The organism is Colwellia sp. MB3u-4, assembly GCF_014077065.1.
GTDB lineage: Bacteria > Pseudomonadota > Gammaproteobacteria > Enterobacterales > Alteromonadaceae > Cognaticolwellia.
Genome location: NZ_JACGVE010000041.1, coordinates 1 through 14,338 on the forward strand (window position 1 = coordinate 1; position 14,338 = coordinate 14,338).

The 14,338-nt window shown below is 38.9% G+C and carries 6 protein-coding genes; 1 reads left to right on the forward strand and 5 read right to left on the reverse strand.

The features are described from left to right. The first annotated feature begins 365 nt into the window (after nt 1-365). A complete protein-coding gene (locus tag H4J61_RS00910) occupies nt 366-4,922 on the forward strand; it encodes a hybrid sensor histidine kinase/response regulator (protein ID WP_182182847.1) in 4,557 nt (1,518 codons plus the stop codon). Between the two features lie 214 nt (nt 4,923-5,136). On the opposite strand, the gene H4J61_RS00915 is transcribed toward H4J61_RS00910, so the two are convergent. From H4J61_RS00915 to H4J61_RS00935, 5 genes are all read right to left on the reverse strand, one after another. After that, nucleotides 5,137-8,160, reverse strand: coding sequence for a sigma 54-interacting transcriptional regulator (locus H4J61_RS00915; protein ID WP_182182849.1), 3,024 nt, complete (start codon nt 8,158-8,160; stop codon nt 5,137-5,139). Continuing rightward, nucleotides 8,160-9,932, reverse strand: a complete 1,773-nt coding sequence (locus H4J61_RS00920) for an EAL domain-containing protein (RefSeq protein ID WP_182182851.1) — start codon at nt 9,930-9,932, stop codon at nt 8,160-8,162. The genes H4J61_RS00915 and H4J61_RS00920 overlap by 1 nt, the downstream gene beginning before the upstream one ends. 485 nt (nt 9,933-10,417) lie before the next feature. Then, nucleotides 10,418-10,861 (reverse strand): hypothetical protein, encoded by a 444-nt coding sequence (locus H4J61_RS00925; RefSeq protein WP_182182853.1) that lies wholly within the window; start codon nt 10,859-10,861, stop codon nt 10,418-10,420. A gap of 10 nt (nt 10,862-10,871) precedes the next feature. Beyond that, a complete protein-coding gene (locus H4J61_RS00930) occupies nt 10,872-11,048 on the reverse strand; it encodes a DUF1328 domain-containing protein (RefSeq protein ID WP_182136238.1) in 177 nt (58 codons plus the stop codon). A 645-nt stretch (nt 11,049-11,693) separates the two neighbouring features. Beyond that, nucleotides 11,694-14,270, reverse strand: a complete 2,577-nt coding sequence (locus H4J61_RS00935) for a TonB-dependent siderophore receptor (RefSeq protein WP_182182855.1) — start codon at nt 14,268-14,270, stop codon at nt 11,694-11,696. Between the last annotated feature and the right edge of the window lie 68 nt (nt 14,271-14,338).

Genomic DNA, 14,338 nt, shown 5'->3' on the forward strand with positions numbered 1-14,338 from the left:
ATCTGGAACGAAGGCTTTATCTGGAACGAAGGCTTTATCTGGAACGAAGGTTTTATTTGGAATGAAGCTCAATTGAACCAAGAAAACTTTGCAATTAATGAATAAAAAATAAATCATTAAATAAAGTCCGTTATGAACTAAGTATTTGCTTAGGATATAACGGACTTTTTATTTGCTTTTAAGAAGTTAACAGTGCATTGCTTCGCTTAATTTCAACTGCCCAATTTTCATTAATTTTTTTAATAGCCATAGCTCGTAGTCGGTTTATATTACTGTAAAAAATCAACTGTAAGTGAGTCTAAAGTTTGGTGTTTTACACGCTTTGGGTTAGTCTATTTCTAAATTAGAATATATGTAATTTAAGTATGTTAAAAAACACTATTTATTGCCTACTATTATTATTTGTTTTTAGTTTCAAGCTGCATGCTGAACAAAAAGCTAATTTTATTTTTACCTCCGCAGCACTTAATCAACAACTCTCCCAAAAAAGCATTCGGCAAGTCTTTCAAGACAGTACAGGGTATTTATGGATTGTCACTCAAGAAGGGATAGCCCGCTACGACGGCTATGAACTAGTAAAGTTTGTCCATGATCCCCGTAAACCTGACTCGCTGAGCTCCGACAATGTTCGAACGATAATCGAAGATAATAGCAATCGTTTATGGATAGCTACTGATGGCGGTGGTTTAAACTTATTTGACGCGGCTAAACAAACGTTTACCCGTTGGCAAAGTAGCACTCTATCTAGTACTACACTTATGTCTGATCGTATACAAAGTGCTATGTTAGATAAAAATGGTGATATTTGGCTAGGTTATAACAGTGGTAATTTTAGTCGTTTTCAACCTGATAAAATGACTTTTGAACATTTCGATACCCAAGCTTTACTTCCTGATCTCGATAAAAACACATTTATCACTGCGTTTGTCGAAGAATCGAATTTTATTTGGCTCAGCACTAATGGTAACGGACTACTAAAACTAAATAAAAAAAGTAAAAAACTAGAGCGTTTTCATACTGGTTCAGACACGCCATTTTTTAGTGATCGTTTGACCAATTTATTTATCGATGGACAACAGCGCTTATGGGTTACTAGTGCCGATAACGGTGTTGCTGTTGCTGACCCGCAAAGGCTAAAATTTACTTCTTGGCAGCATAATGAAAATCATAAAAACAGCTTACCATCAAATCACGTATACACGGTATTTCAAGATAAACACCAGCGTATTTGGATCGGAACTGATAAAGGTGTCGCCATATGGAACAAGCGAAATAAATTTGACTCCTTTAATACGGAAGATGGATTAAGTAACAACTTAGTCCTATCCATTTTACAAGACCCCACAGGGTTAATGTGGTTTGGTACCTTTAATGGCCTAAGCAAAAGTATTGAAGTGCCTTTTCAACATATCGATACAGGCTTGGCCAGCAAGACTATCTTAGGCTTTGCTGAAACCACATCTTCAAGCGGAGAATCAGCAATTTGGGTTGCCACTTATGCTGGCTTAACACGCTTAAATAGCGATGGTGAAGTGCAACAAATTATTAATAAAGACAGTGTTCCTGCATTACCTGATAACAGAGTCATGGCGGTGCGCGGTGACGATAATATTGTATGGTTTGGCACCCGCGGTGGTGGCTTAGGTAAGCTCGATGTCGATACTGAGCAAATTAAATATTATGTAAACGACCCTAAGGATCCTAAAAGTTTAAGTTTTAATGGTGTTATTAGTATATTCCAAGACAAAGCAGATAATATTTGGGTTGGTACCTTTGGTGGTGGTTTAAATTACCTGCCCCTCGGCAGCGAAGAATTTATTCATTTTCGCCATGATGAGAATAACCCCAGAAGTCTCAATAATGACAGAGTATTAGCAGTTGATCAGTTAGTTGACGGTACCATGGTGGTTGGTACCGTAGCCGGCATTAATTTACTTGACCCTATTAGCTTGGATTTTGATCATATTGAGCACCAACCTGATGATCTAGATAGTTTGTCGGCGCCGATGGCTTGGGCCTTTTATCAAGATAACAAAGCACAGTTATGGGTAGGCACCCAAGGCGGAGGGCTCAATAAATGGTTACCTCAAGACATTACTGGTTTAAATAACAAGTTCACCCATTACGACAGTTTAAGTGGACTACCCAGCAGCCATATATATGCAATTTTGGACGACGATAATGGCCATCTATGGCTCAGCAGTACCGCTGGCTTAACAAGATTAAATAAACAATCAGGGGCAATGCGACATTTTAATAGTTATCAAGGCTTAAAGGAAAATGATTTCAGCTTTGCTGCAGGTTTTAAGGACAGCAAAGGAAATATGTATTTTGGTGGTAATGCTGGCGTTATACGCTTTAATCCTGATGATATTAAAGACAGTAAAACAATCCCGCCTGTGGTACTTGTGAGAATTAAAAAACTCAATGAACAAGTATGGTTCGATGTACCTTACCAAGAACTCAAACATTTGGAATTGGATTACAAAGACTATTTTATCTCATTTGAGTTTGCTGCACTTGACTATAACGCACCCAGTTTAAATCAATATAGATACCAATTAGAAGGGCTTGACTCAAATTGGATCGAGCTTGGGAACAGGCGACTTGCAACATTTACTAACCTACCTGCCGGCGATTTCACCTTGAGAGTTCAAGCCAGTAACAACCAAGGGTTATGGAATACTGTTGGTGTATCACTACCGATCACGGTATTGCCGCCACCTTGGAAAACCTTTTGGGCCTATAGTTTGTACTCTCTAGCAGTGATGTTGATGCTACTTTATTTCATTTGGCGATATCGACAAAAGCGGCTACGTGAAATGCAGCAAGTAATAAAACTAGAAGAAAAAGTTGAAGAACGTACCAAAGAGCTACGCCATGCCAATGCACAGCTTGAAACTAGCATGGAAGAAACTGACAAAGCCAGGAAAATTGCCGAACAAGCCAGCAAAGAGAAAAGTGATTTTTTAGCCATTATGAGTCATGAAATACGCACACCGATGAACGGCGTGCTAGGCATGACCGAAGTTTTGTTAAATTCAGACCTAAAACCCAAACAACAACATTTTGCGCAATTAGTCTATCGCTCAGGTGTCTTGCTACTTGATCTGCTAAATAACATCTTAGACTTCTCTAAATTAGAAGCCGGTAAAACGACCCTAGAGTCGGTACCAGTCGATCTTGAAACGATAGTAGAGGAAGTGTGTGATTTATTCAGTGAATCTGCCTACAACAAAGGACTGCATATCAATGCCATCCTAGCCCCAGAGTCATTACCTTATGTATACGCCGACCCAGAGAAATTGCGCCAAATCATTGCCAATTTAACCAGTAATGCCATTAAGTTTACTGAGCGTGGCGAAGTTAATGTCAGTATTAAGCGCGTACCATGCTCCAAAGCGCAAACTGGTCAACAAGACAACGAGGCACAACTTAGTAGTTTTGAAATTAGTGTAGAAGATACCGGTATTGGTATGGCACCAGATCGTCAACAAAAAGTATTTGAAATGTTTACACAAGCAGACGCCTCCACCAAGAGAAAGTATGGTGGCACCGGCCTTGGCTTAGCTATCTGTCGACAAATATCTACCTTAATGGGGGGTAATATTAGTGTGCAATCGAATCTAGGAGAAGGTAGCCGTTTTAGCTTCATATTCGATTTACCGACAGTGGCTAATTCGGAAATCGAATATGAGCCCATAGCTGATTGTCCAACGGTGCATTTGATCAACCTTAATGGCGGTTTAGGCACTTCAGTTGCCAATATATTACTAAAATTAGGCATTAAATCAGTACACGTAAAACGGGTTAATGCTCAGTTGGCTTCCGCTAAAAATGGTCTTTGGATTAGCCTTTCAGAGCACGAAACAGCCATTACTAACGCGGGTATTCCACTGACAAACTGGATCTGCTTATTACCTTCTTCACAATGGCAAGAACATGACAAACGCAATATCTTACATTTGCCAGTACATTTTTATGACCTGATAAACACTTTATATCGAGCCTTGGGAATCAAACCCCATGATCAACAAACAGGTAAAAACAACCACCGTAATCATCAGATATTTGTTGCCAATATTTTGGTGGTAGAAGACAGCTTAACTAACCAAGAAGTAGCAACAAGCATGCTCAGCATGCTAGGTTGTGAAGTATGGCTAGCAGACAACGGTGCGGAAGCCGTCGAGCAAGTAAACTTAAGACAACCTGATTTAATCTTAATGGATTGCCAAATGCCCATTATGGACGGTTATGAAGCCACGGTTGTCATAAGAAAAAACTGGCCAAATATTCCTATTATAGCGCTAACGGCTGGTATGGGTGATGACCTGCGCCAACAATGTTTAGACTCAGGCATGAATGGTGTAATGACCAAGCCATTTTTATTGCGAGAACTTGAACAAACACTTTTACACTACTTAGAAGCGCCTAGTCATCCATCGGTAAGTGATCACGATAGTACAGACGAATTATATTTACAGCATGTATCGTCCCCAGCTAATGGCTCAGATGACCCTGTAGCATTAAGTAGTAAAGACTTTGAAACTGAAGCTAATGCAGAAGCTAAATTAATTGATATGGACACTGTCAACACGCTTTTAAAAATTGGCAAGGCTAATGAGAGTAAACTCTATAATCGGGTATTGGATGGATTTACCCAGGAAGCTGACAACTTGATTCAACAGTTACTAGCACAGCTAAAAAGTGAACAAGTAGATTTAAATGAGCTAGTTGACATTGCCCATGCTCTGCAATCCATGTCAGGAAATTCTGGAGCAAAAGCACTGTATGAGTTGTGCATAAACTTAGAAGCTAATGCAAAGCAAAACCTGACTGCAGATATTGATATGATAGCGCAGAAAATACAGGCTACTTATATTATTAGTTGTGAGAAGCTGGAGACATTTAGACAAGCTTAATTGAGGCTATAATTAAGCTTGTGCTGAGTGGGAATAAACTGATTAGACTTAGCATAAAGTTGACATTACTCGGCAGGCTTTAATGAAGAGCATGGCGACTACTCGACAGCAATGCAGACTAAGTTTCTCTGGGTTCCAAGCCAAGTATAATCGTTAACTAGGCAAATAAAAAATTAAGCGAGTGATAAGTGCTAACCTACTTAACACTCACTTATTATGAAATTAGCAACTGTTGCAAAATTTTGCGCAAGGTAGGCTGAGTTACATTGAGTAATTGTGCTTTTTTCTGTTGGCTGATCTCTTTTTTTATGACGATTTCATGTAATGTCATCTCAATTTTGGACCAAAGCAAGGTATTGGTGTTTCCTGTTAGCAATTGTCCTAATATTATGTCGCATTCAATCGCTAATTCATCCAGTTGAGAAAGGCTGAGATCTAATCCATTGAGCTTAGCAAAGCGACGTCGCAATGTTGATTCAGATTGGTCTAATTGCAAAGCTACTTGATACAGGCTGCCCCATTTAACTAAGCATACCGTTAACCATCGCAGCTCCAACCAAGCACTTGCTGGAAATAAACGCGTTTGCTGTAGCGCTATTGTCACTAGTTGACTAAGTAATATCGATATATCTGAAAATTGCGCTATGTTTACTTTCGTTTCATCAGTAAACGCCTCATGCTCAGACGAAAGCACATGCGCTGCGGATGCTTTAATATAACCTTGCCCTTGCAGATCCAAATGTGGACTGTCGATTAATTTTCGCTCGCAAAGTATAACGGCCCGCATTATCGCGTTTCGCAGCTCTCTGATATTGCCTGGCCATGAATGGCCTTGCAAAATGTTTATTGCTGCGGGGGTAAAATCAATAATTTCTTTTTTATATTGTTGGCTAAATTTAGCTAAAAAGTGACGACAAAGTAACAGGGCATCATCGCCTCGTTGATGCAGAGGAGGCAGGTTGACGGTAAAACCATTGATACGATAATAAAGGTCTGAACGGAAGCGCCCCATAGCAACTTCATCTAATAAATTACGGTTAGTGGCTAATACAAGTCTAACATCGACTTTGCGCACACGTTGATCACCCACCGCGACATAGGTTTTTTCTTGTACAAATCGTAATAGCTTTGATTGAATATCAAGCGGCAGTTCTCCGATTTCGTCTAAAAATAATGTCCCACCGTCAGCTTGTGCAATCAGGCCCGGTTGATCATTCGTCGCACCGGTAAAGGCGCCTTTTCTATGACCAAATAACTCACTTTCTATTAAATTTTCAACTATGGTACTGCAATCTACAGTAATAAAAGGCTTTACTCGTAGCGAGCTATAATTATGTATTTGTCGTGCGATGAGCTCTTTACCTGTACCTGACTCACCAGTAATCAACACAGACGCGTCGGTAGGCGCCACTAGCTGTACTTCCTGCATTACCGTGCGCATGGCAGCCGATTCAAAAAGCAATTCATGCTGATCGCCCATGCTGCTTTGAGCGATAACCGTTTTGCGTTGGTCATTTTCGAGTAGAACAATACGATCAATAGCAGCAGCTAAATTGGGGCTGACTTGCTGTAATTGCGTACTATATTTTTCAGCATTCTTTTGCTCGCTCAACGGCCAACGTAATAAGATCATACCCAAGCATTGGTTACGAGTGAACAGGGGCACTATAATAGCTTGGCAAGATTCCGCAAAAGGCTTAAGTGGTTTACCTCTTAAATTATTCAAGCTAGCAAGTTGTATGTTTGTGCTAACCCAGTTCTGTACACTTTCGACATCCATGTTTTGCTTAGATGTACTGCAAGACGACAGAATCAATGCTTGATTTTTAACTAAATATAAACCCACATATTCGCATTGCATGCCTGCGGTTAGCATTTGGCAAATTTGCTTGGAAAAAACTTGTAATGAATGTGTAGTGCCAATTAAGCGAATTAAGTCCCATTGCAATGAAAGTAACCTAAAGTCATCTCTAGGCACATCTGAAAACTTACCACTTATGTGATCAAGATTAGCAATAATGTTAGCGTCAAACTGCGGTTCCCAACCGACTAATTTATCGCCACCTATGCTGCGAGCGGCTTGTAAGGCGGTATTCGCTCGCCTAAACAATTTTAAAGGCGATTGCTCTTCGAGCTGTTCTTCAGCATCAAGTGTTGCTATGCCAAAACTAAAGTTTAGCTTCAACTTTTTCTGAGTAAACGACTTATTCACTAACATTTGTCGTACTCGAGCGGCCAGTACTTGACCGTGCTTTTCATTAGTCTCAGGTAAATGTGCCGCAAAAACCACACCGCTATTTCGACTGACAAAATCAGCCGTACGTAATAAATTAGTCAAACTGAGCATAATTTCATCCAACACTTGGTCGGCCAATTTACCTCCATGTTGTTGATTAAATTTAGCGAAATCATCAGGATTTATGAGTAATAAAGTTACGGGTTCAATGTGCGCTGTCTGTTGTTCTTCCCATTTCTGACGTTGCCAAGTCGCGACTTGGCGCATAATAAGTATATTATCTTGATGACGTAATGAACCTACAAAACCATCGACAATGATTACGGTATTTTCTAACTGAATAGGGAAAGGTGGTAACCTTGTCATGGCACCGGTTGGTTCAAGATCCGATAAAATATTTTGCAAACGGTTCTTGGCCATATCAGAGGGTATTTTGATACACGAAAGTAAATCTTTACCGATTGCAGATGCGCTTGAATCACCCAGTACTGCCGATAACGCCGGATTAAGTTCGGTTATTTTCCCTTCAGCACTAAGCGTTACTACCAACTCTCCTAAACATTCAGTCAGTAAGTTAAACTTCTGCTCGCTATGTTGTTGAGTGCTATAAATCTCGTTATTACGTGCTAACAAAGATAAAATAGGTAACAAAGCTTGCTCATTTGACCAGTCAATAAACCAATGTTTTTTTGGTAATTGTGTCTGGGTTGTGAGTTGCGGATGCTCTTGTAGCCAAAATACTTGTTGAATATTGAGATTAAAACGCTTTATAAGCTGCTCTGCATGCTCAGTATTTTGACATGCTACAAGCATTGATGGCTGATCATCACAATGACTTGATAACGCTATTTTTTTCAACGCTATACCCGCAGCAGAAGCTTGCGACTGTAAAGTCAAAAACATCTTGGTGTAAACAGTACTGGCTGCAAAGTCACTATCTATATAAAGCGTGATACTATTTTTTACGTAAGCTAAAGTGCCGATGCGTTGCAATTTCGCCATTAAGAATTTTGCATAAGATGAGTAAAGTTCTGATTTAACAGCGGTGTAATATTTTTTGCAGCCAATGGCCGTGAAAATAAGTAACCTTGCAACAGTAAATGTTTGCTGTTCTTTAATATTTCTATTTGTGCCATTTCTTCTACACCTTCCGCGATAACGCCTAGCTTTAAACTTTTAGCCAGCGCTAAAATGGCTTGTACAATGGCAATATCGTCAGGGGCTGAATTAGCATCACACATAAAAGCCCGATCGATTTTAAGTGTATCAATGGGGAATTTTTTCAGATAGCTTAATGAGGAGTAGCCTGTCCCAAAGTCGTCAACCGCCAAGGTAACACCTAAGTTTTTCAATTCGATTAGGCGCTTAATATTTTCTTCAGCATCACTCATAATGACCGACTCGGTCAATTCCAACTCAAGTAGCGACGGCGGTAAGTTACATTGCTTTAATGTTTGCGCAACAGTTTGAGTAAAATTAACTTGTCTAAACTGGTGTGCAGATACGTTTACCGCAATCCTTACCTCGTTACCATTATCTAGCCATTGTTTAGCCTGCTTACAACTCTGCTCTAAGACTAAAAGTCCTAAATCATGAATTAAGCCGGTTTCTTCTGCAATTGGAATAAATTCATCAGGAGGAATAATACCTCCTTGTGCTGGCAACCATCTGACTAACGCTTCAACGCTAACAATCTTACCTGTTTCAGCGCAAACTTGCGGTTGATAAAAGGGTACAATTTCACCTGACTTAATTGCCACACGTAGGTCTTGTTCAAGCTGTAAACGATTTGCCGCTGTTGCATTCATTGAGCCGCAATAAAACTTGAAACAGCCACGTCCAGCCTCTTTAGCCGAATACATTGCCGTGTTGGCATTTTTAAGTAAAGACTCGGCATTCTCACCGTCGTCTGGAAACATAGAAATACCAATGCTTGGCGTGATCACAACTTCATATTGCTCTAGCTTAAAAGGTTTAATGAAGCTTTGAATCACCCGTTCAGCGACCAACATCGCTTCACTTGAATTGCGCAACTTATTCAAGAAAATAGTAAATTCGTCACCACCAAAACTCGATAATTGACCGTTACTTATTAATTCTTCGTCGCTGTGCCGAGAAAACACATCGCTTTCTCGCATATTTTCTTGTAAGCGGTGGGCAACTTTACGCAGTAGTTTATCGCCAATACTATGTCCCATAGTATCGTTAATTCTTTTGAATCTATCGAGATCTATATACAAGATTGCGGCTTGATAGTCGTTGCGACGCGCCATGGCTATAAAGTTTTGTAAATTTTTCAGTAGCAACAGCCTATTTGGCAACCCTGTTAACGAATCATAAAAAGCCAGTTTATGAAGTGCTTTTTTTTGTGACATTTGATCTGCAAAGGCTTGGCTGGCACGGAGAATATATCTTGCTCTCTGGGCTAATATTTCCCATTTAACAGGTTTCGAGATAAAGTCAGTAGCACCTACCGCGTAAGATTTATGAATAGAGTCCAAGTCATCAGATCCGGTAACCATAATGATCGGAACATGTTTTCCACTTTCCAACGCTCTTATGTGTTCACACACATCAAAACCGTTCATTACTGGCATGGATACATCGAGTAAAATTAGCGCTGGCTGATGTTTTTCAAACTGCTCTACAGCGCGTTGGCCATCCTCAGCCTCTAATACTTCTATACTGTCGCAGGCGAATATTTCTTGCAGAATAATCCGAGCACTGACATCGTCATCACACACTAATATTGTAATTTTAGAATTATTTGGCATTTCTGAATATCTCTAATTATTCATAACTGAAAGTATTAATGGTGGGTATTATCGACCATTAACTTACCGTTATGAACTAATTTTGTAGCTGCGATAATATTGGAATTTTTCTTCCTTATTTATTCCAATAATTTTCAAAAGTTGAAAGTTTAAAAATAGCATAATAAATTGGTTATAACACTCTCTTTTACAGAGTATTACGGTAATATGATTATTGAAATTAAAGACTAGTTTATGCATACACCTGAGTTGTTAACCTAGCTTAGTTTTGCGTACGATTGCTTTACATTTTTAATTGCAAAGTCTTATCATTAAAAATTAAAATGACGCCATTAAACTATATTTATGATCAATTAACTACCGCTACATATTGCAATGTCATGCTGAATAAATTTTTATGGCGATATAATCGCTAAATAAAAAAGCCCTTGAAAAACAAGAGCTTTATAATTTAATTAAACTTATAGCTTAACTGATATTAAAGACTAACAACCGTCATCTTTAGTATCTGCACCCTCTTTTGTCTTTTCACAAGCATCTTCAATGGCGTTACCTGCATCTTTTTTCATTTCACCAAATTTATTGCTGACACTTTCTTTCATTTCATTTACTTTGTCGCCCGCGTTTTCCATAGCCTTGCCAGCGTCTTTCTTCATTTCCTCTACTTTTTCGCCTGCATTTTCCATAGCTTTACCTGCGTCTTTTTTCATTTCATTCACTTTTTCGCCTGCAGCATCAATAGCCTTGCTAGCATCTTCTTTCATTTCATTGACTTTATCACCCGCACCTTGAGTCATTTTACCCGCATCTTTAACTGCTTCTTCTACTTTTTTACCCGCGTCTTCTGCCTCTTTATCGCTACAAGCTGTTAAGCCGAACATGGAAACAAAGATAATAAGTGAAATTGATAGTTTTTTTATAAAAGTCATAAGTTTTTCCCTAAATTTTTGGTGATTTACCACGAACTGCATTGGCGATTAATGAGATAACCAACAACACAACGAAGATAAAAAAGATAGTTTTTGCAATACCTGCGGCTGTCCCTGCGATACCACTAAAACCAAATATTGCCGCAACAATCGCAACAACTAAAAAAGTAAGCGCCCAGTTTAACATAATAGATTCCTCCGTTTATTAAATTAAAAACCACCACCAACTTAAGACTACATTTATACCAACAACCTAATTCACTGATAACTAGTCACTATCTTTCATTCTACATTTGATTTAATAACGCTAGTTTACCGCTAAGTGAAAGTTTTTCAGACAAAACAGGTATAACGTTTAGTGGGAGTTAATATATTTTTGTCTTAGCTTATCGCTAAGACACCTTAATAATAGCCACATTTTTATAAAACGTACTTATTTACAGAATAAACGCTATAACTTTCAGTAAGCATTAACTATCAGCCATAGTGACCATGACTTAGTACTGATTATTGTGCCGTTATTAACCGCCGTATTTACTGGTGAACTTTATATTTTTCCTACCATTTTCAGGACAGTTTTACCTAAGCAGCTGACTACTTTGTTGTCTGAAATAAGCCTTGTAATGGTGAAGTTTGATTAATGATCTTATCGGCGCAATAACAGTGAAGTTAAAACGAGTTGTTACTTTTCTTTGCTGTTAAACATAAAAAATCCGAAATCAATTGCTTGATTTCGGATTCTTAACTCACTGAAAAATTCATCTGTAAGTAAAGCTATGCCTAGATAATCGGTAGGTTAACTTTACCCAAGAGCACATTCAGTATAGGTAACTTAAAAGCTATAAGTTGCTTTTACGTAGTAGAAACCACCGTTAAAACCAAATGGTGATGTTTCATAGTATTTACCACCCCAGCTATTATTTGCCGCACCTGTTTGTTGCTCAAAATCAAGCTCATTCGGGTATTCGTCAAATATATTCTGAGCACCAACACTCACTTTGAAATCTTCCATAACGTGATAGCTCACTTCAACATCAACAGTAACTTCTGAGTCAGCAACAATTTCTGTTCCTGGTTCAGCTGGAGAGCCTATCCAATCAACGTGCACGCCTTGGTATTCACCGTAATAGTTTACACGGGTAAACATACTGACATTGTCCCAACTTTGTGACCAAGTAAAGGTCGCACGATGGTTAGGTAAATCATTTTCTAAACGAGAAACTTTACCGTCACCTGTGATTTCAGTGTAAGTATCAACAGTTGTCTCATTCCAGTTATAAGCTAAACCAAATGTGGTATCACCATCTAACAAACTCGTTGAATAGTTAGCTACAAAATCAACACCTTGAGTTGTAGTATCAAAATCATTAGTAAAGAAACTTACTTGTTGAATTGAATCTACGTTTGGTACACCATCAGCTTTTAACTTAACTTTATCATCAGCGGTTAAGTTATATTTAGTTGACTGAGAAACACGATCAGTTACTTCAATATTGTAATAATCAAGTGTGAAATGGATACCTTCTATTTCCCAAACCGCACCTAATGAAATGCTTTCTGATTCTTCTGGTGTTAGTTCTTTTGCACCAAGTTGCATTGCTACAGGGTTAGATGCTGGCAATAAAGCAGAATCAACCAACTCACCGCCATCTAAAGAGGTTTGCACATTAGAATAGTTAGCTTGACCAACCGTTGGTGCACGGAAGCCTGAACTTACTGAGCCACGTACTGAAAAGTCGTCTGTCACATTGTATTGTGCCGTTACTTTATAGTTAGTGGTATTACCAAAAGTACTGTAATCTTCAAAACGTAGGGCATAGCCCATTAAGAAGTTTTCAGTGTATTGTGCTTCAACATCAAGATAAAGCGCATAGTTTTGACGAGAAAATGAACCGGCTGAAGAGGGTTTAAAGCCAGGAAAACCGTTAGAGCCGATACTAAAACCTTGGTCTGTATATGGACCTGCGGTAAAAGATGCTTCGTCACCTGCAGTCACTTCGAAAGTTTCTTGATGGTATTCATAACCACCAGCAATAATTAGTGGCATCTCCATGCCTACTTCAAGTTCTTTAACTAAATCAATGTTAAAGAACTTTTCAAGTTGAACGTGGCTACCTGGATTAAAGTCACGTGGTGTTTCAGGACCTAACGACGCATTTAACGTGTTGTAGATAACGTAACTTGATTCGTTACGACCTACAGAACCACTGACGTCATAAGACAAAGTGTCATCAAACTGACCACGTGTTCCCATGGTTATTGCTGTATCAACAATGTTACCACCAAAGTTAGGTGTAAATCCGCCTGGTGCTAATTCATTGAATGAAAAACAATTATCATTATTTGCGACATTATCAATGTAATTTTGTTGAGTTAACACGTTACCGGTAGTGATAGCTACAGGTTGACAAGTTCTCTCAGCACCCTCAGATTGCGCAAGATCGCCAATCAATAATGAAGCACCGTCGTCATTAGAGTAGACGCTACCACGGTTATGTGGATTACGATAATAGAAACCACCACGAACATCACGTTCAGAGAAGTTACCAAACATATACACTTCACGGTCGTTACCGATATCTAAACCAAAGTTACCAAAAATAGTGATGTCATCATTAACTTCTGGAGAACCCCAAACTTGAGTTATCGCTTCAACATTTGTGTTGCCGGCATCAATAAAACCTTGAGCGTCAGGACGTTGTACACTTCGACTAGTTGCATCAGCATTTTTATATTGAAAACTCAGGTTGGCAAAACCATCTTCAGTCAATGCCATACCAATATTACCAGAGACTTCAGTCGTATCGCCATCGCCTTCATAATATGAACCATGACGTACGTTTAATGAACCACCATCTGCATCATTTTTTAAGACGAAGTTCATTACACCTGCGATAGCATCTGAGCCGTATTGTGCTGCAGCACCGTCACGTAAAACTTCAACTTGTTTTAGAGCAGAACTTGGGATAACTGAAATATCAGGACCTTGAGCACCGTCATTAATACCACCACCTAACAATGCAATAACAGAAGCACGATGACGGCGTTTACCATTAACAAGTATTAACGTACTGTCTGATGAAAGACCACGAAGATTAGCAGGTTTAACTAAGCTGGCGGCATCTGAGATTGGGTTACTCTGTACGTTAAACGAAGGTACAGTACCTTTTAACAATTCAAGCATATCGGTGTTACCCGATCTTTCTAGCTCTGCTGCACCAATTAAATCAATAGGAACCGGTGAATTATCAACTGAACGTGGTGCACCACGAGAGCCTACAACAGCGATACGTTCAATGTTTTCTTTTTTAACTTTATCTGCATCATTTTCAGCAGCGAATGTTGGCGCAGTACCTAAAGCGATATTTACCGCTAAAGCTAAGGTAGCTATTTTAAATGTTGATGACATGTTCTCTTCCTCTAGTATTAGTATTTTATTATGTATTTTTATAGTTATATATTTTATTTTTCTATTTT